At 58.4% G+C, this 23748-nt stretch carries 27 protein-coding genes; 17 read left to right on the top strand and 10 right to left on the bottom strand.

The genetic code is table 11. The features are described from left to right. Positions 1-18 precede the first annotated feature (18 nt). The 3 genes from fliS to C8D90_RS01170 all read left to right on the top strand — a co-directional run bounded on the left by fliS (position 19) and on the right by C8D90_RS01170 (position 1775). A complete protein-coding gene (gene fliS / locus C8D90_RS01180; protein ID WP_115456590.1) occupies positions 19-432 on the top strand; it encodes a flagellar export chaperone FliS in 414 nt (137 codons plus the stop codon). Beyond that, positions 432-797, top strand: coding sequence for a flagella biosynthesis regulatory protein FliT (gene fliT, locus C8D90_RS01175; RefSeq protein ID WP_115456589.1), 366 nt, complete (start codon positions 432-434; stop codon positions 795-797). The genes fliS and fliT overlap by 1 nt, the downstream gene beginning before the upstream one ends. A gap of 321 nt (positions 798-1118) precedes the next feature. Further along, entirely contained in the window at positions 1119-1775 is a 657-nt protein-coding gene (locus C8D90_RS01170) for a DUF3313 domain-containing protein (RefSeq protein ID WP_115456588.1), read from the top strand. A 263-nt stretch (positions 1776-2038) separates the two neighbouring features. On the opposite strand, the gene C8D90_RS01165 is transcribed toward C8D90_RS01170, so the two are convergent. Together C8D90_RS01165 and C8D90_RS01160 are read right to left on the bottom strand one after the other, a co-directional pair. Next, positions 2039-2467: a universal stress protein gene (locus C8D90_RS01165; RefSeq protein ID WP_115456587.1), complete on the bottom strand. Its 429-nt coding sequence runs from the start codon at positions 2465-2467 to the stop codon at positions 2039-2041. Positions 2468-2609: 142 nt separating this feature from the next. Next, a complete protein-coding gene (locus C8D90_RS01160) occupies positions 2610-3578 on the bottom strand; it encodes a quinone oxidoreductase family protein (RefSeq protein WP_115456586.1) in 969 nt (322 codons plus the stop codon). A gap of 786 nt (positions 3579-4364) precedes the next feature. Between C8D90_RS01160 and C8D90_RS01155 the strand changes: the two genes are divergently transcribed. Then, positions 4365-4589 carry a hypothetical protein gene (locus C8D90_RS01155; RefSeq protein WP_115456585.1) on the top strand — a complete coding sequence of 75 codons (225 nt, stop codon included), beginning with the start codon at positions 4365-4367 and terminating at the stop codon, positions 4587-4589. 142 nt (positions 4590-4731) lie between these two features. Here the strand turns inward: C8D90_RS01155 and C8D90_RS01150 are convergent, their stop codons facing one another. Continuing rightward, complete coding sequence (locus C8D90_RS01150) at positions 4732-5430, bottom strand: hypothetical protein (protein WP_147291308.1); 699 nt, start codon at positions 5428-5430, stop codon at positions 4732-4734. 462 nt (positions 5431-5892) lie between these two features. Further along, positions 5893-6219, bottom strand: coding sequence for a flagellar hook-basal body complex protein FliE (fliE, locus tag C8D90_RS01145; protein ID WP_115456583.1), 327 nt, complete (start codon positions 6217-6219; stop codon positions 5893-5895). A gap of 276 nt (positions 6220-6495) precedes the next feature. On the opposite strand from fliE, the gene fliF reads away from it, so the two are divergent. The 13 genes from fliF to fliR all read left to right on the top strand — a co-directional run bounded on the left by fliF (position 6496) and on the right by fliR (position 17320). Next, positions 6496-8220 (top strand): flagellar basal-body MS-ring/collar protein FliF, encoded by a 1725-nt coding sequence (gene fliF, locus C8D90_RS01140; RefSeq protein ID WP_115456582.1) that lies wholly within the window; start codon positions 6496-6498, stop codon positions 8218-8220. Next, on the top strand, positions 8217-9209 hold the full coding sequence (gene fliG / locus C8D90_RS01135) for a flagellar motor switch protein FliG (RefSeq protein WP_115456581.1): 993 nt from the start codon (positions 8217-8219) through the stop codon (positions 9207-9209). The genes fliF and fliG overlap by 4 nt, the downstream gene beginning before the upstream one ends. Then, positions 9202-9927: a flagellar assembly protein FliH gene (gene fliH / locus C8D90_RS01130; protein ID WP_115456580.1), complete on the top strand. Its 726-nt coding sequence runs from the start codon at positions 9202-9204 to the stop codon at positions 9925-9927. Before fliG ends, fliH begins: the two co-directional genes overlap by 8 nt. Continuing rightward, positions 9924-11288: a flagellar protein export ATPase FliI gene (gene fliI / locus C8D90_RS01125; protein ID WP_115456579.1), complete on the top strand. Its 1365-nt coding sequence runs from the start codon at positions 9924-9926 to the stop codon at positions 11286-11288. Before fliH ends, fliI begins: the two co-directional genes overlap by 4 nt. Positions 11289-11309: 21 nt before the next feature. Further along, positions 11310-11750, top strand: coding sequence for a flagellar export protein FliJ (gene fliJ, locus C8D90_RS01120; protein WP_115456578.1), 441 nt, complete (start codon positions 11310-11312; stop codon positions 11748-11750). Further along, positions 11747-12970 carry a flagellar hook-length control protein FliK gene (locus C8D90_RS01115; RefSeq protein ID WP_115456577.1) on the top strand — a complete coding sequence of 408 codons (1224 nt, stop codon included), beginning with the start codon at positions 11747-11749 and terminating at the stop codon, positions 12968-12970. The genes fliJ and C8D90_RS01115 overlap by 4 nt, the downstream gene beginning before the upstream one ends. A gap of 154 nt (positions 12971-13124) precedes the next feature. Beyond that, positions 13125-13610 (top strand): flagellar basal body-associated protein FliL, encoded by a 486-nt coding sequence (gene fliL, locus C8D90_RS01110; protein WP_115456576.1) that lies wholly within the window; start codon positions 13125-13127, stop codon positions 13608-13610. A 5-nt stretch (positions 13611-13615) separates the two neighbouring features. Next, on the top strand, positions 13616-14623 hold the full coding sequence (gene fliM / locus C8D90_RS01105; protein WP_115456575.1) for a flagellar motor switch protein FliM: 1008 nt from the start codon (positions 13616-13618) through the stop codon (positions 14621-14623). Next, on the top strand, positions 14616-15029 hold the full coding sequence (fliN, locus tag C8D90_RS01100; RefSeq protein ID WP_115456574.1) for a flagellar motor switch protein FliN: 414 nt from the start codon (positions 14616-14618) through the stop codon (positions 15027-15029). Before fliM ends, fliN begins: the two co-directional genes overlap by 8 nt. Beyond that, the gene (gene fliO / locus C8D90_RS01095) at positions 15029-15424 is read left to right on the top strand and encodes a flagellar biosynthetic protein FliO (RefSeq protein ID WP_115456573.1); all 396 of its coding nucleotides are present in this window, start codon (positions 15029-15031) and stop codon (positions 15422-15424) included. Before fliN ends, fliO begins: the two co-directional genes overlap by 1 nt. Continuing rightward, on the top strand, positions 15424-16194 hold the full coding sequence (gene fliP, locus C8D90_RS01090; RefSeq protein ID WP_115456572.1) for a flagellar type III secretion system pore protein FliP: 771 nt from the start codon (positions 15424-15426) through the stop codon (positions 16192-16194). Before fliO ends, fliP begins: the two co-directional genes overlap by 1 nt. Before the next feature lie 68 nt (positions 16195-16262). Beyond that, the gene (gene fliQ / locus C8D90_RS01085; RefSeq protein WP_115456571.1) at positions 16263-16532 is read left to right on the top strand and encodes a flagellar biosynthesis protein FliQ; all 270 of its coding nucleotides are present in this window, start codon (positions 16263-16265) and stop codon (positions 16530-16532) included. A gap of 8 nt (positions 16533-16540) precedes the next feature. Beyond that, positions 16541-17320, top strand: coding sequence for a flagellar biosynthetic protein FliR (fliR, locus tag C8D90_RS01080; protein WP_115456570.1), 780 nt, complete (start codon positions 16541-16543; stop codon positions 17318-17320). Between the two features lie 68 nt (positions 17321-17388). Here the strand turns inward: fliR and flgL are convergent, their stop codons facing one another. The 6 genes from flgL to flgG form a co-directional block, all read right to left on the bottom strand. After that, positions 17389-18351 (bottom strand): flagellar hook-associated protein FlgL, encoded by a 963-nt coding sequence (gene flgL / locus C8D90_RS01075; protein ID WP_115456569.1) that lies wholly within the window; start codon positions 18349-18351, stop codon positions 17389-17391. A 25-nt stretch (positions 18352-18376) separates the two neighbouring features. After that, on the bottom strand, positions 18377-20029 hold the full coding sequence (gene flgK / locus C8D90_RS01070) for a flagellar hook-associated protein FlgK (protein WP_115456568.1): 1653 nt from the start codon (positions 20027-20029) through the stop codon (positions 18377-18379). Between the two features lie 88 nt (positions 20030-20117). Beyond that, positions 20118-21068, bottom strand: a complete 951-nt coding sequence (gene flgJ, locus C8D90_RS01065; protein ID WP_376744993.1) for a flagellar assembly peptidoglycan hydrolase FlgJ — start codon at positions 21066-21068, stop codon at positions 20118-20120. A gap of 8 nt (positions 21069-21076) precedes the next feature. Next, positions 21077-22180 carry a flagellar basal body P-ring protein FlgI gene (locus C8D90_RS01060; protein ID WP_115456567.1) on the bottom strand — a complete coding sequence of 368 codons (1104 nt, stop codon included), beginning with the start codon at positions 22178-22180 and terminating at the stop codon, positions 21077-21079. 11 nt (positions 22181-22191) lie between these two features. After that, positions 22192-22896: a flagellar basal body L-ring protein FlgH gene (locus C8D90_RS01055; protein WP_115456566.1), complete on the bottom strand. Its 705-nt coding sequence runs from the start codon at positions 22894-22896 to the stop codon at positions 22192-22194. 12 nt (positions 22897-22908) lie between these two features. After that, on the bottom strand, positions 22909-23691 hold the full coding sequence (gene flgG, locus C8D90_RS01050) for a flagellar basal-body rod protein FlgG (protein WP_115456565.1): 783 nt from the start codon (positions 23689-23691) through the stop codon (positions 22909-22911). Positions 23692-23748 lie beyond the last annotated feature (57 nt).

Here is a 23748-nt window from a genome sequence, read left to right as displayed (position 1 = left end):
TGAGAGCAATCGGCAACGATGTATAACCAAACAGGCAGTCAGGCCTATGCCAAAATCGGCCTGGAGAGCGGCGTGATGAGCGCCTCTCCCCATCAGTTGATCATGATGCTGTTTGACGGGGCGAAAAGCGCCCTTACCCGTGCCCGCCTCCATATGGAGGCGGGGCAAACAGTGCTGAAAGGGCAAAACATTTCGCGCGCCATCAATATTATTGATAACGGGCTGAAGGCAGGACTTGATAAAGAGAAAGGCGGGGAATTGGCACAAAACCTGTCCGATTTATATGACTATATGGTGCAACGTCTGTTGCACGTTAATTTACATAATGATGCCGATGAACTGCGCCACGTGGCCGGACTGCTGGATAATATTGCCGACGCCTGGCGCCAAATCGGCCCTCACCCTCAACCTACTGATCAGGATCCGCGCTAATGGACCGTCTCCAGCCTCTGCTACTTGAATACCAGCAGCTATTACATATCAGCGAACGAATGTTGAAGCTCGCCCGCCTTTCCCTATGGGAAGAGTTGATTGAGCTGGAGGTCGATTATCTGTGCTGCGTCGAAAAAACCACGCACCTGCCCCTTTCGCAGGACAACACGTCAGCCACACTTCAGGAGGCCCTGCGGCAGCTTATCGGCCAGATTCTGGAGAATGAACGTGAGGTCAAACACCTGCTGCAATCCCGCATGGATGAGCTGAAATCGCTGATCGGCAGCTCAGCGCGCCAGCAGGCCATCAACAGCGCTTACGGCCCCTTCGCCGATCATACCCTGTCACCCGGCGAGAATTTTTAACCTCCCCTTAATGATAATAATATGCCCTGTCTCCTTCCGGAAAAGTCTGGAAGGAATGGGCTTATCACCATCATACGCATACACTAAAAGAATAATTACCTGTATTTAAATAATCCATATTTATCACCAGAAACACTATTTCATTATTAATCGTTTCGCCTCTTGAACGTCGCAAAAAGAGACACTAAGGTAATGGATATTTTCCGGCGATGAATACACAGATTCCTGTTACGGAAAATTATTTATGCGTTACTCCTGAGCGATCGCAGGATTCTGCTATACCTAGTTTGCTGACTCTCTTTTACAGTGGAAAAGTACACTATGATAACTTCGCGAGTTTTAAAATCCGTTTTATTGGTAGGCGCCGTGGTACTGGGGGGCTGTACCTCACACGTGACCAAACCCGATCAATATTCAGGCTTTCTGGGCGATTATTCCGGGCTGAGCCAGGCTACTTCACCAAGCGGAAAACCGGTGCTGCGTTGGGTCGATCCGTCATTCAAGCCCAGCGCTTACACTAAGCTGGTCTGGAATCCCATCACCTATTACCCGCGCCCCAATCCCGATACACAGGTAACCCAACAGGTGCTCGACAGCGTGCTGGACTATACCAACAGCCATCTGAAAACCGCCGCCGGGCAGCGGTTGCAACTGGTAAGCCGTCCGGAAGCGGGTACGCTGATTTTCCGCGGCGCCATCACGCAGGTAAACACCGAAGCGGAAGGTTTGCAGTTCTATGAAGTGCTGCCGGTAACTCTGGTGGTCGCCGGGGCAGAAAGCGCATCCGGGCATCGCACGATGAACACCAATCTCTATTTTGAAGGCGAGCTGATCGACGCCGCCACCGGTAAGCCGGTGCTTAAAGTCGTGAGAAAAGGCGCAGGTAAAGATATCTCCAACTCAACGCAAAAAGTCACGTTTAACGATCTGAAACCCGTGGTCGATAACCTGGCTACCGACATCACCGAGTACCATTAATCCTCACTCCCCAGTGCGGCCCGGGCGGGCCGCACACAAAAAAACCCGCACTATGGGTGCGGGAAGTCAAAATATCTGTAAGCAATGCGAACAACGGCGGCAGGATTGAGCAATTGAGGATCACCACCGTTATAAATAAAAATATATAGCGATAGCTGTGTGATAGCAACCCCCTCTTCCGGGGTATTTTCACCACGTATGAAAAAATCAGGCCGCATAAGCGGCCTGATACTCAGACAGGAACAAAAACGAACCGGCGAAAGTTACCTGACAACCAGCACCGACGTCTTGGCATGGCGCACGATGGCCGCCGCATTCGACCCCAGCAGATAGGTTTTAACACTGGGGCGTCGCGAACCGATGATGATTAAATCGGCTCCCAGCTCATCCGCCAAAGACAACGCTTCATCACGCGGTACGCCGAAACTGACGCTGTAAGAAAGTTTATCCGCAGGCATGTCGATCGTTTTAATCAGCGCTTCCAGCTTTTCCTCTGCTTTCACCACCGCCTGATTTTCAAACTCCTTAATGCCAAAGGAATAGGCCGTCATAAACGCGGAAGCATCCGGCAGAACGTGGAACAGATGCATTTTCGCCCCACTCAGCTTCGCCAGTTTTATCGCGTGGGAAAGCGCGTTTTCAGTCAATTCCGTTTCTTCAATGTCTACCGGCACCAGAATCATAGAATACATAGACCATCCCTCCCGATTTACTTTCGTATTCACAGATTATCTTTAAGTAAATACGCTTCAAACCGTTTTATACCACTTTTGTGAAGCGCGGCATCGGCAATGTTGCGCCGTCTCCCTGCCGCTGATAAAGGTACGCGATACGTTACGCCATAATCATGACGGAGCGCCGCTCCGACTGCTTGTTCAGGTCCCAAACGTCATAAATTTCATCAAAAGGATGCGTCTCCACCTCGACGGAAATCCGTCCTTCCGCCGCCAGCCGCAGAATGTCGGCAATGATGCGCTTCAGCTCAGGCCCCGGCGGGAAGTTGCCGGTTCCGCTGCCGAGAATATGGACATCCGCGCTGCGCAACAGGGCCGCAGGCAACGTAATCGCCGGCCCCCCCATCGACCCCACGTTGACCAGACGGATACCGCGCGCGCCAACATCGCTGTATGAAGCCAAATCATGATTGCCCAGCACGTCGATCAGCGCCTCGGTCGCTTCCCCCCAGATATAATCCACGATAACGTCATAGCCGTGGCTGCCCGCCGCCGCGGCGAATGCCTGGCTCAGTTCTTCACGCGGCAAGGTCAGGTTAACCGTAGCGTCGGCGTTCAGTTTGTCCAGCACCGCCTGTTTACGGCCTGCTGCGACAATGCGCCCCGCACCGGCAATACGCGCCGCCTCGATCGCCAGTTTTCCCGACGTCCCCGTCGCGCCGATAATCAGCACGGTTTCGCCCGCCTGCATATCTGCGCGCCAGAACAGCGGCAACCACGCCGCCAGCGCGGGGTTAATCAACGCTGCCGCCATGGCGTCATCCAACTCGGCGGGCACCGGCACCGTAAGCGATGCCACCGTACTCTGCGCCATTGCGCCATAGGGCTGGCGGAAAGAGGCAAAGTAAACCCGGCTGCCGTCCTCCAGGTAGCCCACGCCGTCAGTGCCCGGCACAACAGGCAGAGTTTTCGGGCTGGAATAGTGACGCCCGGCCACGATAGCGCGATCAAGCTGCTTTATACCCGCTGCCGCAACCCGCACCTTCACCTCATTCTCCAGCGGAACTGGCTCGTCAAACTCGCCGATAACCGGCATTTCGCCCAATCGCTCCACAATTGCTGCTTTCATTTCTGCACTCCTTCTTCGTTCGCCATTTGCGTTAATGAAGCATAGTGTCAAACAATCGCGGTGAGCTGCTTTCCAAATGGAGCTTTTGGAGTTTTGGAGTTTTGGGGTTTTGGGGTTTTGGGGTTTTGGGGTTTTGGGGTTTTGGGGTTTTGGGGAAATAGTAATCAAAGATACTATGATCAGGGTAAGCTATAATGCGAAATTTCTGAGCAGGAAATCAACGTCAGTTAATAAAATCACACTAACTTAAATCACAAATAATTGATGTTATTAATTTACGTATATTAGCCTGAATCGCATACACGCATATTCTCACACAAATTCCCTTTATATTACAGCACAATAGGCGCCACCCAATAAATGTGATGCAGATCACAAAATCAATAATATTAAGTTTAATTTAACAATTGCATATCATAGTTTAATACCACATATGTCTTGCACCACCTCATTCAATTTAATGAGCCTTATCGCGGAGAATAGTCATAAAAACATCATTTTACAGACATAATAATTAACTAAGCAATAAATTGGAACATTGAAGTTCACCACTATTACTCTTTCAATTTAACGATAATAGGCGACATGAACAGTTAATCCCTCATTTTTATTATACTTTAGTAAAAAGTATTATTAATAGTCTGAACGCCCCCTCTGCAGGGCAATGAAAAATAATGGCAGACACGAAATAGCCGGAAAGTACAAAATGTCAAACGCAGCGAGCCACGGCCTCTTTAGTAAGAGGCGTGACGCTCACAGGAACGTATGTTACGCACAGGAGGCGACATGATACTTCTCACATCGAAAAAGGTTATCGAGGTTTTTATCAGCATGGATGACATTATCTCTTTAGCCAACAAAACCAACTTAATGCCAAATATCGATAACATAAAAGTATTTCTTCAAACTCGCGAAGGAGAAAAGGAAGTCGAACGGATGGAAGGAATTAAAGTATACCTGGACTGTCACGTTAAAATCACTCCGGAGACGGAAGAAAAAAATGTTGACTAAATAATTTTTTATTTCAGCACTTCAACTTTGCTTTATGGAAATGACTCTTTAATGAATAGACAAACAAACGCGATATACTCATAAATAATTATGGGTACCCCCCTAAATATTCCAGGGGAGTACACGCGTATTCACTTGCTAATCAGGCCTGAACGACCTGCCCATGCTCATCCAAATAGTAATCGACACCGGCTTCGATACCATTTTCGCCGGCATAAACGACGGTAATACGCTTACGGTTGCCGTCATGCCAGGCAATCGCCGCGGCGCCATTCTCTCCCAGGACGAAAAACGGGCTCTGTGCCGCAAACAGGACGGAGTCGCTCCCCAGATAAACCTGGCTGTTCGCCCCTGCGACAAACGCTACGTTATCCGTCGTATCCATGGCATTAATCGTACTTTGATCGCCGGTCGCAACCAGCATCGAGGCTTTAACGTTTTCAGAAGCATTAATTCTGGACGAATAACCCGAGGTAAACGCATGGCATGCGGAAATATCCCGCATACCTTCGGCCGGCTGCGTGATGTAATCAAGATTCACTTCTGACTCATCGCCCAACGCACTCGCACGTACGCCATTCCCTGCATAAATGGACGAACCATAACCCGTAACGGAAATCCATCCGCCATCCGGCGTCGGATAAAACTCGCCGTCTCCCCCGGCCATTTCCTCCGGCGAAATAACTACGTCGCCATAAACGCTTCCCTGATAACCGCTGTGCACCACGTTTATCGGTGATGACTTGCACACCACGCGCCCATGAGGCACGGAAATAGCCACTCCCTCCGACTGCCCACCAATCAACATTGCCCCTTCGATTAAACCACTAACATTTGCCATTTATGACCTCCTGATAACTCTGAAGCGAATCAATCGCCAAAACCAAAATACTGTATATACATACAGATTATCATCACCATCACGGATGGCATAGGTTTGGAGGCATACTTTTTTTATTTTTAAATTTTATTTAATATCAATGAGATACAAAAACCCGGAGGGCATGGGTACTCAGAGGCAAGCAGGGGACGGAGAACGACATTATTGCCGCTCTGGCATGTACAGCGTTTTTATCGGGTTCCGGGGAATGTCCTGATATTAATGACCTGAAGGCAAAGAATTCTGAAGCTTTCGCGTTAAAGGGGGATATAAGAGTCGCCATGAATGGCATTGGAGACAAAGACCCACGCCCGGATACTATCGAAGGCGCCCTCAACAAGCCGACACACTGAAGCCCCGTATTATGGGCTTTTTATCTAGTCATGGTGCAGATCTTACAGCCATATCAATACGCTAATAAATCTACACGGGCATATTCATCACTTCCTGATACGCCGCCACCAGCTTATTTCTTACCTGAATCCCCATCTGCAATGCCACACCGGCTTTTTGCAGATCAACCATCACGTCATTCAGCGCCACGCCGGGAACACCCAGCTCAAAGTTTTGCGCCTGCACACGTGCGCTATTCTGCATATCACTGATCCGTCCGATGGCCGATCTCAGCTCGGCAGCAAAGCTTCCTGCAGCGCCGGTGTTGGCGTTATCCTGCACGCTGCCCGTCCGGCCGGCCATCTGCGCCGTCGCCTGCAGCTGTTGCAGCACGCTTTCTATCCCCTTGATCGACATCTCTCCTCACCTCATTACGCAACATAACCAATATGGGAACACACGCTAACATACTAAGAAAGTTCCAAAGCGAGTAATTAACCCCAAAAACCACGTTTTATTCAGGTATCGAATTCTCCGCCATCGCCAATAATTACCTCGCGCCTTTGCCGGGCCGGTTCCGGACGGCGCGTATCAGGTATCGTGCACATCAGTTATCCGGGAGTGAGCTTTGCTTATCAACACTTTTGTCTGTCCGCCCCGTTCCCCCGCCCGTATCGATGACAGGATGACGGCATGAACGTTTCAACCAATGGCGCGACGACCGCCCCGATCCCCAATGACAATTCGATCACCGCGTTGCTGACCCGCTTGCGCACCAGCCCCCGTGTTTTACTGCTGGCCGCGGGCGCGTTCGCCATCGCCGTTATCGCCGTTTTATCCCTCTGGGCGCGCACGCCGGACTACCGCGTACTCTACAGCAACATCAGCGATCAAGATGGCGGCGCCATCGTAGCCCAGCTGACCCAGATGAATATCCCCTATCGCTTCAACGAGGGCGGCTCCGCCTTGCTCATCCCGGCGGACAAGGTTCATGAAACCCGCCTGCGCCTGGCTCAGGCAGGCTTGCCGAAGGGCGGCAGCGTTGGCTTCGAACTGCTGGATAAGGAAAAGTTCGGCATCAGCCAGTTCAGCGAACAAATCAATTACCAGCGCGCTCTGGAAGGCGAGCTGGCGCGTACCATCGAGACGCTCGGCCCGGTGCAAAGCGCCCGGGTTCATCTGGCGCTGCCCAAGCCATCGCTGTTTGTCCGTGAACAAAAGCAGCCTTCCGCCTCGGTTACGCTGACCCTGCACGCCGGCCGCGCGCTGGACGACGGCCAGATCAGCGCCATCGTTTATATGGTGTCCGGCAGCGTCACCGGTCTGCCTGCGGGCAACGTGACGGTCGTCGATCAAAACGGCCGCCTGCTCACCCAGCCCGACAGCAACGGGCGCGACCTCAACACGTCGCAGCTCAAGTTCACCAGCGAGCTGGAAAGCCGCTATCAGCGCCGCATCGAAACCATTCTGGCGCCGGTAGTCGGCAGCGGCAACGTTCACGCTCAGGTCACCGCGCAGGTCGACTACGCCAGCCGCGAGCAAACGGACGAAGAATACCGGCCGAATCAGGAAGCCGGCAAAGCCGCTATCCGCAGCCAGCAGTTGAGCGAAAGCGACCAGTCTGGCGGTTTGCAGAGCGGCGGCATCCCTGGCGCGCTCAGCAATCAGCCTGCGCCGCCGCCGACCGGCAATATTGACGCTCCGGCCAACCGCAATCAGGCACAGAACAATGGCCAGAACAACGCTCAGGGCAATAACGCCAATCAGCGCACCGCCACCACGGGCACCCAGAGCGCCAATCAGCGCCCGGAAAACAGCCGCCGCGATTCCACCACCAACTACGAAGTTGACCGTACCATCCGCCACACCAGGCAAAACAGCGGCGGCATCGAACGGCTCTCCGTCGCCGTCGTGGTGAACTACGTTACCGACGCCGAGGGGAAACAGGTTCCGCTCAGCGATGCGCAAATGGAGCAGATTAATAAACTGGTGCGCGAAGCCATGGGCTTCTCCACCGCCCGCGGCGACAGCCTCAACGTGATTAACGCGCCCTTCACCGAGCGTGAAGAAAGCAGCAGCGAGCTCCCGTTCTGGCAGAAAGCCGCGTTCTTCGACCTGCTGATCAACGCCGGGCGTTACCTGCTGGTCTTGCTGATCGCCTGGCTGCTGTGGCGCAAACTGGTACGTCCGCTGTGGCAAAAACAGATTGTCCTGCAAAGCACCCGTCGTCAGGAGTCTGCGCCGATCGTCGCACCGCCGCCGCCGCCCCGGCCCAGCAATGAAGAACTGGCGAACCGTAAGAAATCACAACTGCGCGCCAACGCCCAGGCACGCACCCAGCAGGTCCGCGAGCTGGCCGAGCAGGACCCGCGCGTAGTCGCCCTGGTAATCCGCCGATGGATGAGTAACGAACAATGAGCCTGAATTATCTGGAAAAAAGCGCCGCGCTGTTAATGACGCTGGGGGAAGACCAGGCGGCCGACGTCTTTCGTCATCTGTCCACCCGCGAAGTCCAGCAGCTGAGCGGCACCATGGCCGGCATGCACCAGGTCTCCCATCAGCAACTGGAAGAAGTGCTGAAAGAGTTTCAGGAGGAAGCGGAACAGTATGCGGCGCTCAGCATCAACTCCAACGACTATCTGCGTACGGTGCTGGTGAAAGCGCTGGGCGAAGAGCGTGCCGCCAGCCTGCTGGAAGACATCCTTGAGTCGCGGGAAACCGCCAGCGGCATCGAAACGCTCAACTTTATGGAGCCGCAGTCGGCCGCGGAAATCATCCGCGAAGAGCATCCGCAGATCATCGCCACCATCCTGGTGCACCTCAAACGCGCCCAGGCGGCGGACATCCTGGCCCTGTTCGAAGAACGCCTGCGCAACGATGTGGTGCTGCGTATCGCCACCTTCGGCGGTGTGCAGCCCACCGCCCTGCAGGAACTGACCGAAGTGCTCAACAACCTGCTGGACGGCCAGAACCTGAAGCGCAGCAAAATGGGCGGCATCCGCACCGCGGCGGAAATCATCAACCTGATGAAAACGCAGCAGGAAGAATCGGTTATCGAAGCCATGCGCACCTACGACGGCGAGCTGGCGCAGAAAATCATCGACGAAATGTTCCTGTTCGAAAACCTGGTGGACGTCGACGACCGCAGCATCCAGCGCATCCTGCAGGAAGTGGAATCCGAAACCCTGCTCATCGCCCTCAAAGGCGCGGATCAGCCATTGCGCGAGAAATTCATGCACAACATGTCGCAGCGCGCCGCGGAAATTCTGCGCGACGACCTGGCCACCCGTGGCCCGGTACGCATGTCGATGGTCGAAGCGGAACAGAAAAATATTCTGCTGATCGTTCGCCGGTTGGCGGAGAGCGGCGAAATCGTCATCAGCGGCGGCGAGGATACCTATGTCTGAGTCCGGTGCGAAAAAACGCCGTTCCCCCACGCTTCCGGACGGCTGGCAACCCTGGCAATTGCCCGACTTCGCGGCTCCCGCCCTGCCGGTCATCGCGGAGGCGGAAGAAGTGTTGTCCAGCCTTACCGCGCAGCCGCCCAACGACGACAATGCGGAACTGGAGCGCCTGCGCCAGGAAGCCCGCCTGCAGGGGTTGCAGAGCGGGCAGCAACAGGGACATCAGCAGGGTTACGACGCCGGTTTTCAGCAGGGGCTGGAAGAAGGCCGCGAGCGCGGCCGGCAGCAGTTTCTGGAAGAACAGCAACCGTTGCTGGATCAATGGCTCAGCCTGACACGGGAGTTTCAGATCTCCCTGCAGGGGCTGGACCACGTCATCGCCGCGCGTCTGATGCAGCTGGCGCTCAGCGCCGCACGCCAAATCATCGGCCAGTCGCCGGTCTGCGACGCCAGCACCATCATGCGCCAGATCCAGACCATGATTCAGCAGGAGCCGTTGTTCAGCGGCAACCTGCAACTGCGCGTCAACCCGCAGGATCTGACGGTCATTCAGGCGCAGATCGGCCCTCAGCTGGAACAACAGGGCTGGCGCCTGCTGGCCGACCCGCTGCTGCATCGCGGCGGCTGCAAAATCAGCGCCGAAGAAGGCGACCTGGACGCCAGCCTGGCAACCCGCTGGCAGGAGCTGTGTAAGCTCGCCGCCCCGGAGATGCCGACATGACGCAACGCCTGAATAACTGGCTCAGCCAACTGACGACATTTGAGAAAAGCCTGTCGCAGGTTCCCGAATCGCGCCGCTACGGACGCCTGGTGCGGGCCACCGGCCTGGTGCTGGAGGCCACCGGCCTGCAACTGCCGCTCGGCACCACCTGTCACATCGAACGTTGGTACGAGGGCCGGATTCAGGAAGTCGAGGCGGAGGTGGTCGGGTTTAACGGTCAACTGCTGTTTCTGATGCCGTTGGAAGAGATGGACGGCATCGTGTCCGGCGCGCGCGTTTATGCGCCCGGCGAATACCAGAGCGGAAAGCAGCTACCGCTCGGTTCAACCCTGCTGGGCCGGGTTCTCGATGGCAGCGGCCGGGCGCTGGACGGCCTGCCCGCGCCGGACAGCGAACTGCGCGGCAGCCTGACCAGCACCCCGTTTAACCCGCTGCAACGCACGCCCATCACCAACGTGCTGGACGTCGGCGTACGCGCGATCAACGCGCTGCTGACCGTCGGCCGCGGTCAGCGTATGGGCCTGTTTGCCGGCTCCGGCGTCGGGAAAAGCGTCCTGCTTGGCATGATGGCGCGCTACACCCGGGCCGATGTGATCGTGGTGGGCCTTATCGGCGAGCGCGGGCGCGAAGTCAAAGACTTCATCGAAAATATTCTGGGCGCGGAAGGGCTACGCCGGGCCGTGGTCATTGCCGCCCCGGCCGACGTTTCCCCGCTGCTGCGCATGCAGGGCGCCGCCTATGCCACCCGCATCGCTGAAGATTTCCGCGACCGGGGGCAGCACGTTTTGCTGATCATGGACTCCCTGACCCGCTACGCCATGGCCCAGCGCGAAATCGCCCTCGCCATCGGCGAACCGCCCGCCACCAAAGGCTACCCGCCTTCGGTGTTCGCCAAGCTGCCGGCGCTGGTTGAGCGGGCCGGCAACGGCACGCCCGGCGGCGGTTCAGTCACCGCGTTTTATACCGTCCTGACCGAGGGCGACGATCAGCAGGACCCCATTGCCGACGCCGCCCGCGCCATTCTCGACGGGCACATTGTGCTGTCACGGCGGCTGGCGGAAGCCGGGCACTACCCGGCCATTGATATCGAAGCGTCCATCAGTCGCGCCATGACCGCACTCATTGACGAAACACATTACGCACGGGTGCGAAACTTTAAACAGTTGCTGTCCAGTTACCAGCGCAACCGCGACCTGATCAGCGTCGGCGCCTACGCCAGCGGCAGCGATCCGCTGCTCGATCAGGCCATCGTGCTGTACCCGATGCTGGAAGCTTTTTTGCAGCAAGGCATTTTTGAACAAAGTCATTATGACGACGCCTGCGCCCGGTTAGCGGAGCTGCTGCCGGAGCCCGGCGAATGAGCGACCAGAGGGAGGTAAACCATGTCTTCATCACTGTTAACGCTTAAAGCCCTGGCGCAAAAAGCGGTTGAGCAGGCCGTGGTGTCGCTGGGGCGCACCCGCCGTTCACGCCAGCAGGTGGAACAACAGCTCAATGCCCTGCTGGCCTATCAGGACGAATACCGCAACCGCCTCTACCGCGACATGAGCAGCGGCATCAATGCGGCGAGCTGGCACAACTATCAACAGTTCATTCAGGCGCTGGAGCAGGCCATCATGGAATACCGGCGTCAGCTTCAGCAATGGGACGGCAGGCTGAATCAGGCCACGCGTCTCTGGCAGGAAAAACAGCAGCGTCTGAATGCGTTCAGCACGCTGAACGAACGCGCCGAACAGGCGCTAATGTTGCAGCAAAACAAACAAGAGCAGAAACGTACGGATGAGTTCGCTCAACATGCCGCCATGAGGAGAACCAAACTATGAATCCCATCGTTCCCCTGCTTTCCGGCAACGCGCATCCTGCGCCACGCGGCTCGTCTGCGGCACAGGATGCGGATGCCGCCGCTTCACCGTTCAACGGTTTACTGACGCCGTTGATGGCAAAAGCGGGCAAAGCGGGATCGCACCATGCATTGTTCCCTCAACCCGCCGGGGCTTCTTTCCCGGATAAAGAGGGATTGCGCACCATCGCGGACAATCTTTCCCGGCTTTCTCCGGAAGACGAACAGGCGCATCTTGCCTTATTACCCGACACCGGCGTTGCGCAGGACGCGGCGTTACCCTTCCCCGCCCGGCCTTTCGTCAGCGAAGAAAAGCTCCCGCATGACCCAAGCGCCGCCAAAGAGGATGACGAAGACGCGTCGCTGTCTGGCCTGCCGACAGATCTGATCGCCCTGCTGGCGTCGCTGCGCGATATGCCGCCGCCGGTAACCGTGGCCGCGCCCGGAGCGGAAAACGCAGCGCCGGAGCGGCCGGACGCGCTGGTGCGCCATCCCGCCTTTGCGGCGCCGGACAAGCTGATCCCCGTCGCCCCCCGCTCCGGTGACGCGCCCGTAACCGACACGCCGGACGCCACCGCCGCGACGCCCCGCACGCCGGCAATGCCTACCGTGGCCGACGCCGCACCGGTAACGCCCGCACGCACGCCGGCGACGGAGCTACCTGCCGCCGCCCCGCACGCGGAGCAGCCCGTCGCCTCATCCCTCCAGGCGCCATTGCAGCACGCGGCGCCGTCCCAGCATGCCGCTGAAGCCTCCGCCCCGCCGTTGCTCAATGCCCGGTTGGGATCGCCGGAGTGGCAGCAGGCGCTGAGCCAGCAAATTCTGCTGTTCAACCGCAATGGCCAGCATCAGGCGGAACTGCGCCTCAACCCGCGCGAGCTGGGCGCAGTGCAAATCAGCCTGAACGTCAGCGATAACCAGGCGCAGTTGCATCTGGTTTCCGCGCACAGCCAGGTTCGCGCCGCGCTGGAAAGCGCGCTGCCGCAGCTGCGCACCGCGCTGGCGGAAAGCGGCATTCAGCTCGGCCACAGCAGCGTCGGCGGCGATGCCCAGCCCCAGTGGGGGCAGAACGACAACGGCGGCAGGCACGCGCCGGCATTCGCCGCCCGTGACGCCGCCGAAACGGGAGACGCCTTCACGGAGCAACCGATCGCCGTCGTGAACGTATCCCGTCATGACGGTCAGGTGGATATCGCCGTCTGATCGCGGTAACGGCGGGGAAAACGTTATCTGCCAAGATAACCCCGTTTTCCCCGTCTATTCATCCCATTAATCCCCCCGCGTGCGCAGGATAATGTTCTTAACCTCTTTTCCGGACGCCGTGGCGTTATGCAATCAACAGGAATCGGCCTGACGTATGTCTGAAAAATCACCCGGCAAACGCCGCAGTCTTTTATCCCGCGGAATATTGCTTATTATCATCCTCGTTTTCGTCCTCGCCGGCCTCTATGGCGGCTGGCAGTTCTATGAACAGCGCCACAACCTTGAGGTGGCCCAGAAAGAAGCGGACCCGGCACCGCCCGTTCCCGTCTTCATGCCGCTGGATACCTTCACCGTCAACCTGCTGGATGATGAAAACAGCCTGGAACGGGTGTTGTACATCGGCATTACGTTGCGCCTGCCCGATGAAGAAAGCCGCCGCCATATGAACGAATACCTGCCGGAAGTGCGCAGCCGCCTGCTGATGCTGTTTTCACGCCAGCATGCGGCAGCCCTGGCGGGCGAGGGAGGCAAGCAGCAGTTAATCAAGGACATCAAGACCGTGCTGGCGCCGCCGTTAGTGCCGGGACGTCCCAATCAGATCGTCACCGACGTTCTGTTCACCGCGTTCATCCTACGGTAAGCGCCATGTCCGATAATATTCTGTCCCAGGCCGAAATTGACGCCCTGCTCAACGGCGACAATGACGGCGATGGCAGCGAGAATCCGGAAGCCGATAAATCCGGCGAAGTCCGGGCTTATGATCCCACTACCCAACGCCGGGTCGTGCGCGAGCGTTTGCAGGCGCTGGAAATCATCAACGAGCGTTTTGCCCGTCAGTTCCGCATGGGGTTGTTTAACCTGCTGCGCCGCAGCCCGGACATCACGGTCGGCGCGGTAAAAATTCAGCCCTATCATGATTTCGCCCGCAACCTGCCGGTGCCGACCAACCTCAACCTGGTTCACCTCAAGCCGTTGCGCGGCACGGCGCTGATCGTATTTTCCCCCAGCCTGGTATTTATGGTGGTGGACAACCTGTTCGGCGGCGACGGCCGTTTTCCCACCCGCGTAGAGGGGCGCGAGTTCACCCATACCGAACAGCGCGTCATCACCCGCATGCTGCGCCTGGCGCTGGAAGCCTACGGCGAGGCCTGGGGCGCCATCTATAAGCTGAGCGTGGAATACGTGCGTTCGGAAATGCAGGTGAAGTTCGCCAATATCACCACTTCACCGAATGACATCGTGGTCACCACGCCGTTTATCGTGGAGATCGGCGCGCTGGTCGGCGAGTTCACCATCTGCATTCCGTTTTCGATGGTCGAGCCGCTGCGCGAGCTGCTGGTCAATCCGCCGCTGGAGAATTCACGTCAGGAAGATCAGAACTGGCGGGAAACGCTGACCAAACAGTTGCAGCACTCCGAGCTGGAGCTGGTGACCAACTTTACCGAAATCCCGCTGCGCCTTTCCGACGTTCTGAAACTGCACCGCGGCGACGTACTGCCCATCGAAAAGCCGGAGCAGTTGATCGCCAACGTGGACGGCGTCCCCGTCCTGACCTGCCAGTACGGCAGCCTGAATGGCCAGTATGCGCTGCGCGTGGAACATTTGATTAACCCTATTTTACATGCTCTGAGTAAGGAACAGCCCGATGAGTGACACCAAGAAACCGTCAGCAGACTCTCACGACGACGCCGACGCCCTGTGGGCTGAGGCAATGAGCGAACAGTTGGTTTCAGAAACCGACAACGGCGGGGAGATATTCAAGAATCTGGACACGCCGGAGTCAGCCGCCGCCGCGGCTCAGGACATCGACCTGATTCTCGACATCCCGGTCAAGCTCACCGTCGAGCTGGGCCGTACCAAGATGACGATCAAAGAGCTGCTGCGCCTGTCGCAGGGATCGGTCGTTGCCCTCGACGGCCTGGCCGGCGAGCCGCTGGACATCCTGATTAACGGCTACCTGATCGCACAGGGTGAAGTGGTGGTGGTGGCGGATAAATTCGGTATCCGCATCACCGACATCATTACGCCGACCGAACGTATGCGCCGGTTGAGCCGCTGATGAAAGGCACCGCCACCGTCGTCCAGAGCGGCGAAACGCCCCTGCCCGCCGGCAGCGTTCTGACGCAGGTCAGCAGCGTGCTGGCCGGCATTGTGTTGCTGATTCTGGTGATCGCCTGGCTGGCGCGCCGTGTCGGCCTGACGCCGAAAACCCGGAGTTCGTTGCTTAACGTGCGCGCCAGTTGTTCGCTCGGCGCGCGCGAGCGCATCGTGGTGGTGGAAGTGGATCAGCGTTACCTGGTGCTGGGCGTCACCAGTCAGACCATCACGCACCTGCACACCTTTACGCCGGAGGCGCTGCCGCAAACGCAGGAAGAGACGGAGCGCCCGGATTTCCCGCAGGCGCTGAAGCGCGTGCTGGCGCAGAAATTCGGCGTACGCGGGGAGAAAGCCTGATGCATCGCCTGCTTCCCCGTTTACCGGTGCCGTCATCGTTATTATCACCGTTGTTATTATCACTGTTGCTGCTGTTACCGTTCAGCGCGCTGGCGCAGTTGCCGGGCCTGATCAGTCAGCCGCTGGCCGGCGGCGGGCAGAGCTGGTCGCTGCCGGTACAAACCCTGGTGCTGCTCACCTCGCTGACGTTCCTGCCGGCCCTGTTGCTGATGATGACCAGCTTTACCCGCATCATCATCGTACTGGGGCTGCTGCGCAACGCGCTGGGAACGCCGACCGCGCCGCCGAACCAGGTGATACTCGGCCTGGCGCTGTTCATCACTTTTTTCGTGATGTCGCCGGTGTTCGACAAAATTTACCAGGACGCTTACCTGCCGTTCAGTGAGGAAAAAATTGAAATGGACGTCGCACTGACGCGCGGCGCGCAGCCGCTGCGGGAATTTATGCTGCGGCAAACGCGGGAAACCGATCTGGCGCTGTACGCCCGGCTGGCGAACCTGCCGCAGATGGAAGGCCCGGAGGCGGTGCCGATGCGGGTGTTGTTGCCGGCGTACGTCACCAGCGAGCTGAAAACCGCGTTTCAGATCGGGTTTACGGTGTTTATTCCGTTTCTGATTATCGACCTGGTCGTCGCGAGCGTGCTGATGGCGCTGGGGATGATGATGGTGCCGCCGGCGACGATTTCGCTGCCGTTTAAGCTGATGCTCTTCGTGCTGGTGGACGGCTGGCAGCTGTTGCTGGGTTCACTGGCGCAAAGTTTTTACGGCTGAGGGACGCCTTCCGGCGGCCGGTAAGTTGATGCATCGCGACCAAGAACCACGAGCTAAGGATCTCAATAATGACGCCCGAATCCATTATGTCCCTCGCCTACCAGGCCATGAAGGTCGGCCTGGCGCTGGCGGCGCCGCTGCTGCTTTCCGCGCTGATCAGCGGCCTGGTCATCAGCCTGCTGCAGGCCGCCACCCAGATTAACGAGATGACGCTCTCCTTTATCCCCAAAATCCTCGCCGTCATCACGACGCTGGTGATCGCCGGGCCGTGGATGCTGAACCTGATGGTGGACTATATCCGTACCCTGTTTTCCAGCCTGCCTAACCTGATAGGTTAGCGCCGGCCGTGGTCACCCTCGATACCGCCCAGTGGAGCGCCTGGATCGGGCAGCTTTTTTGGCCGTTCATCCGCCTGCTCGCCCTGTTCGCCAGCGCGCCGCTGTTCGGCGAAAAGGCCATTCCCGCCCGCGCCAAAGTCGGTATCGCGCTGACCGCCACCCTGTTGCTGGCTCCGGCCCTGCCGCCGGTAGACGTTCCCCCCGTCTCCGGCGCAGGGCTGTGGCTGGCTGTTCAGCAACTGATCATCGGCGTGGCGCTCGGGCTGACCATGCAGTTCGCCTTCGCCGCCGTACGCTTGTCCGGGGAGATCATCGGGCTGCAGATGGGTCTTTCCTTCGCCGTCTTTTTCGATCCCGGCGGCGGCCCCAATATGCCGATACTCTCCCGCCTGTTTAACCTGCTCGCCCTGCTGCTGTTTCTCAGCTTCGACGGCCACCTGTGGCTGATCTCCCTGCTGGCCGACAGCTTTCATACCCTGCCCATCAGCGATCGTCCGCTCAACGGCGACGGGTTTTTACGCCTGGCGCAAAGCGGCGGCCTGATCTTCATTAACGGCCTGATGCTGGCCCTGCCGCTGATTACCCTGCTGCTGACGCTGAGCGCCGCCCTCGCGCTGCTCAACCGCGTCACGCCGCAGCTCTCCATCTTCGTTGTCGGTTTCCCCTTAACGCTCACCGTCGGCATCCTGACCATCGGCATGATGATGCCGATGCTGGCGCCGTTCTGCGAGCATCTGTTCAGTGAAATTTTTGAGCGGCTGGCTGGTGTGATAAGCGGGATGGCGTAGCGGGAAGCGTTGACGGGAAAGGGGATTCAGGAATGCGGAAGCGGGAGATACCACTTCCGCACGGGCTATCAGCGGATTACCTGAAACAGCGACATGCCCTGCATATCGTTAAACGCTTTGTAAGCCGCCTGCAAAGAAACCTGACGCAGGCTGTAATCGGAAATGGCCTGATACCAGTCCACATCCTGCGTATCGCTGATGCGGGTCTTATAGGTGATCTCTCTTTCACTGCCGATGGTATCCAGGGTATCCAGCTCCTTCAGGTTGGTGCCTAATTCCGCGCGCACTTGCGACACGTTATCGATTGAGTTACGCAAACAGCGGTTGGCGGCATCCACGTCGGCCTGCAACGCGTCTTTCGTCGCCTGATCCGCCCCGGCAATCGGGGTGTTCAGCGCGTCGATCGCCTTATCCAGCGCGGCGAAAATGTCCTTCTGCACCGAGCCGTCCGGCTCTTTCACCGGACTGCTGGTGGCGCTGTTGAACACACTGTCGCCGGTATGCCCCACCGTCATGGTGCGTGAGGCATCCACCTGCTGCTCCAGCGGCAGTCCGCCGCCGCCGTAGCTGACCGTGCCGTCGGCCGCCTTGGTGTACGGTGCTTTTTCCGTATTGTAACCGGCGAAGATATAGCGGCCGTTGCCGTCGGCGCTGTTCGCCAGGTTCAGCAACTGATCGCGCAGGCCTTCCAGTTGGGTCGCCAGCGAGGCGCGATCCGCATCGCTTTTGGTGCCGTTGCCGCCGTCGACCAATACCGGTTTGATCTTTTGCAGCGTAGAGGTGACCTGTTGCAACACGCTTTCTTCAATAGAAATGCTTTGCCGGGCATAGCCGCGCGCCATCGTGTATTGGTCGTTCTGGGACTGCGCCTGCTTCAGGCTGACCAGTTGGGTGGCCGCCAGCGGATCGTCGGAAGGATTGATCACCCGTTTACCGCTGGCAAGCTGCATGCCGATGCGCTGCCAGTCCGACTGCGCGTCAAGTACGCTGCTCATATTTTGCTGATATATCATGCTGGTGCTGAGTCGCATGACGGATACTCCTTAACTAATACGGTTAACGGATAGCCAACAACGAATCAAAAAGCGTTGATGCCACCTGAATGACCTGTGCATTGGCCTGATAATACTGCTGGAAACGGATCAGGTTGCCGTACTCTTCGTCCAGGTTCACGCCGGAAACCGACTGCTGCTCTACCGTCAGCTGGTTCACCACGTTCCCCTGTGCGATGGCGTCAACCTTGGCGCCGGCGGTCTGGTTGCCCACGGTGCCGACCAGCGAGGCGTAAGCGCTGCTGAAGGTCGCTTTACCGCCGACTAACTGTTTTTTTTGCAGATCCAGCATTTTTTGCGCGTTACGGTTATCGCTTTCGCCGGTCTGGTTGCTGCCGTCATCAAGCCCGGCCGCCAGTTTGCCGCCGTCGCTGATGGCGACGCCGAATCCGCTGATCGCATTGGAGGTGGTTTTCAGGGTAAAGCTGTCGTTGGCCTGCGCCGGACCGTTGCCGACCTCCACCGTCAGCCCGTCAAAGTTCAGCTTGCCCTGCGCATCCGGCGCAACGCTGAACTTGCTGTTGTCCGACAACCGGGTCACCTGCCAGTTGGTGCCGTCGAAGTCCATGCGGTAATCGGTCGCTTTGGTTTGGGAAACGTCGCTATAGACGGCGCTCACCGCCGCGTCGCTGGGGTTGTTCGCGTTAGCGATACTGCGCGGGCTGCCGATGGTAAACAGCGGCTCCCCCTGATTGCCGTAAAGATCCACCCCTTCCGCCTGCACGCGGTTAAACGCGTCGCTCATGCTCAGGGCGATTTGTCCCAGCTGGTTGCGCGACTCCGTCAATACGCCGCTGCGGAATTTAAACGCGCCGCTCAGGGAACCGCTGGTGATGCGGCCTTCGGGCAGTTCCGACACCGCGCCGGCGCCGCCATTGTAGGCAATCGTGGTGCGGCTCGGATCGACAGAGGACGGTACGGCCAACACGCTATAGCTGGTGGAACCCTGCACCAGCGACAGCCCTCCGGCAAAGGAAACGTTGATAGCGCCGTCGCCCTGCTGCGTTACCTCGACGCCGACAATCTGATTCAGCTTGTTGATCATGTCGTCGCGCAGGTCGAGCAGATCGTTAGGCGGATTGCCGCCGTTAGCGCCGGTCAGACGGGTGATTTTGTCATTCAGGCTGGCAATCTGTTTGCTGTAGTTATTGATTTGATCCACGCTGCCGCTGACGGTCTGGTTGATGTCGCTTTCCAGGTTTCTCAGGTATTCATCGGTGGTGCGGAACTGGTTTACCAGCCCTTCGGCTTTCGCCAGCACGGTCTGGCGCGCGGAAGCGTCGGCGGCGTTGCTGACGAAGTTTTGCAGATTGCTGAAGAAGTCTTCCATGTTGGCGGAAATGCTGGTGGTGCTGTCCGCCAGCAGATCGTCGATCCGGCTGACCTGCTGGTAATACGAGACGGTGGCATTGTAGGTGCTCTGCCCCTGACGCAATTGCGACACAATGAAGGCGTTATACTCGCGGTTAATACCGCTGACGTTCACGCCGTTGCCGATATACCCGGCCGACGTATTGGTGCCGCCGTTCTGGGCAAAGCTGACCGTCTGGCGATTGTAGCCGCTGGTGTAAACGTTGCTCAGGTTATTACTGGTTACGCTCAACGCCACCTGCGCGGCGCTGAGGCCGCTCATTGCGCTATTGATTAAACCGGACATGCGGGTTCCTCGCGTTAAACTGTACTTTTTGAATTCATATCACCCAGAATTATCGGCACCGGCGCGCTAATCTTGAGCAAAAATCAGGTCAAAACAGATCTTTTAAATCAGTGGTGTAAGCGCTGACCACCTGCTCCCCTACGCCGCGGATCTGGTTCATGATGCGTACCAGTTTCTCGGCATAGTTGGGGTCGGTGGCGTACCCCGCTTTTTGCAGCGCGTGCGCCGCCTGCTCCGGCGAACCGGCGTTGCTGACCTGCGCATAACGCGGGTTGCGGGTCAGGAGCTGTACGTAATCACGGATGGCGGACAGGTAGGAGTCATACACGCGGAATTTGGCTTTGGTTTTGTACGCCACGCCGTTGCTGTATTCGGTGGTGGTGATTTCGGTGGTTGGGCCATTCCAGCGGCTGCCCGCCTTGATGCCGAACAGATTGTGGCTGCGCATGCCGCCGGCGGCGGGAATTTCCCGTTCGCCCCAGCCGGACTCCAGCGCCGCCTGCGCCATAATCAGCTGGTGGGGAATGCCGCTCTGCCGGCCGGCGATTTGCGCCGGTACGCTCAGGCGCGCAATAAAATCGCCGTTACCCGGTTGCGGCGGTATCGAAAGCCGCTGCGGACGCGGCACCGCGCGGCGCAGCACTTGCTCCAGCGCCTGGGTTGGCAGGCTCTGCATCATCTCGCCGTCCAGCGCCATCGGCACGGTGCCGACGCTTTCCGGCAGGCGGGTGCCGGCGCCGGAGAGCTGTTTCACCAGCATATCCGCAATGCCCAGCCCCTTGCCCGACATCGCCTGCGCGATCTGCTGATCGTACAGCGAGGTATACAGGCGGGTCTGATCGCTGCTGAGTATGCCGTCCTGCGGCAGCGCTGCGCGCATACTTTTCAGCATCATCTGCACGAACAGCCCCTCCATTTGCTGCGCCACCTGACGCAGCGACTGCCCGTCGCCCTTCGCGCTCTGACGCTTCAGCGCCGCCAGTGAAGCGGCATCGTAGGCGGCGCTGTTCATCATGGCGTAATCCGGAGAAAACTGCATATCGTTCATCAGATAATTTCCAGTTTGGCGCGCAGGCAGCCCGCGCTCTGCATCGCCTGCAGGATCGACATCAAATCGTTGGGCGTCGCGCCCAGCGCGTTCAGCGCGCGCACCACGCTGTTGAGGTTGGCGCCGGAGCGTATTTGCTGCAGCGAACCGCCCTGCTGCTGTACCGACACCTGGGTGTTCGGCGTCACCACGGTTTGCCCGCCGCCGAACGGCGTGTTGGGCTGACTGACCACGTTCTGGCGGTCAACCACCACCGAGAGGCTGCCCTGCGCCACGGCGCAGGAGTCCAGCTCCACGTTGCGGTTCATCACCACCGAACCGGTGCGGGAATTGATGATCACTTTGGCGTCGAAGGTGCCGACGCGAACTTCGATATTCTGGATACCGGCCAGAAAACGAACCTGCGAGCTGTTGCCCCGCGGCACCATCACCTGCACCGTGCGGGCGTCAAGCGGGGCCGCCGCGCCCATGCCGTGTACATTATTAATGGCGTCGCTGATGCGCTGCGCCAGGGTGAAGTCTTCATTATTAAGTTGCAGGTTGATGATATTTTCATTGCCGAACCCGGACTGGATTTCGCGCTCGATGGTGGCGCCGCCGCTGATGCGCCCCCCCGCCAGCTGATTTACCTGCACGCTGCTGCCTCCGGCAGACGCTCCCGCCCCGCCGACCAGCACGTTACCCTGCGCCAGCGCGTAAACCTGGTTATCGACGCCTTTGAGCGGCGTCATCAGCAATGTACCGCCGCGCAGGCTTTTGGCGTTCCCCATGGAGGAAACCACCACGTCAATCTGCTGCCCGGCGCGTGCGAACGGCGGCAGCGTCGCGGTTACCATCACCGCCGCCACGTTTTTGAGCTGCATGTTGGTGCCGGGCGGCACCGTGATCCCCAGTTGGGAGAGCATGTTGTTCAGGCTCTGGGTGGTGAACGGCGTCTGCATGGTCTGGTCGCCGGAGCCGTCCAGCCCCACCACCAGCCCATAGCCGATCAGCGCGTTATTGCGCACGCCCTGCACCGTCACCAAATCGCGGATGCGTTCCGCCGACGCCGGGAAAATAACCAGCGCCGCCAGCAGTGAAAGCATAATAATTCTCAGACTCATGCCGCGCCTCATCAGAATGGTGACAGGTTAAGGAAGAAACGTTGCAGCCAACCCATGGTCTGCGCTTCATTGATGTAGCCTTTGCCGACGTATTCCATACGGGCGTCCGCCACCTGGGTGGATATCACGGAGTTGCTGCCGCTGATGGTGCGCGGGTTTACCACGCCGGAGAAACGGATGAATTCCGTGCCCTGGTTGATGGCGATCTGTTTTTCGCCCACCACGTGCAGGTTGCCGTTCGCCAGCACCTGATCCACGGTGACCGTAATGGTGCCGCTGAAGGTGTTATTGGCGTTGGCGCCCCCCTTGCCGGCGAAGTCGTTGCTGCCCGACGCCTCCATGTCCGCCCGCGCGTTGCCGAATAATCCTTCCAGATAGCGCGGGACGGTGGTAAAGCCGAACGCACTGCTGCCGTTGCGGCTGGCGTTGGCCGACGAGTTCTTACTGGCGCTGACGTTTTCCTGCAGGACGATGGTCAGGGTGTCACCGATGTTACGCGGCCGGCGATCTTCGAACAACGGCTGATAGCCGTAGTTTACCGGAGCCACCGTCTGATAAATGGAGCCGTTGGCCAACGGCACGGAGGCTGGCAGGGGTGAAGCCGTCGTGGCGCCCGTGACCACCTGATCGTGTGGAATATAGGCGCAGCCCCCGCACAACAGGGAGGCCGCGACCAACGATGCTGCGGCGCGCGGGCCGCAGATCCTGTTAACCATAGTTTGCCGCCGTTACAACTGGGTCAGGCGCTGCAACATCTGATCGGATGTCGTCACAGCCTTGCTGTTAATTTCATAGGCGCGCTGGACCTGAATCATATTGACCAGTTCCTCCGCCACGTTCACGTTAGAGGTTTCCACGTAGCCCTGATACAGCAGGCCGGCGCCGTTCTGGCCCGGCGTGCTTTCCGTCGGCGCGCCGGAGCTTTCGGTTTCCTGATAGAGGTTCTCGCCCACGCTGTCCAGGCCGCTGTCGTTGATGAACGTCGTCAGGGTGAGCTGCCCGACCTGCGTCGTGGCCGTCTGCCCCTGCTGGTTCACGCTGACGATGCCGTCACGGCCGATGGTCAGCTTGGTGGCATTGGCCGGAATGGTGATGGCGGGCATCACCTGAAACCCGCTGGCGGTCACCAGTTGGCCGTTCTGATCAATCTGGAACGAACCGTCGCGGGTGTAAGCCTGAGAGCCATCCGGCAGCAAAACCTGAAAGAAGCCCTGGCCCTTGATGGCGACATCCTTACTGTTGTCGGTCTGCGACAGGTTGCCCTGGCTGTGCAGCCGCTCCGTCGCCACCGGACGCACGCCGGTGCCCAGTTGCAGGCCGGAGGGCAACGTGGTTTGCTCCGAGGACTGCGCCCCCGGCTGACGCAACGTTTGATACAGTAAATCCTCGAATACCGCACGCTGGCGCTTAAAGCCGTTGGTGCTGACATTCGCCAGGTTGTTGGAAATCACGTCCATGTTGGTTTGCTGGGCATCCAGCCCGGTTTTGGCAATCCAGAGCGATCGGATCATGGTGATTCCTTAGCTATATTCGAAGCCACGTCTAACGCCGCACTTCCGGCGTCGTAC

The sequence above is a fragment of the Enterobacillus tribolii genome, from assembly GCF_003363015.1.
Classification (GTDB): Bacteria; Pseudomonadota; Gammaproteobacteria; order Enterobacterales; family Enterobacteriaceae; genus Enterobacillus; species Enterobacillus tribolii.
The sequence above is the reverse complement of the archived record's forward strand: the minus strand, read 5'-3'. Positions and strand labels throughout refer to the sequence as shown.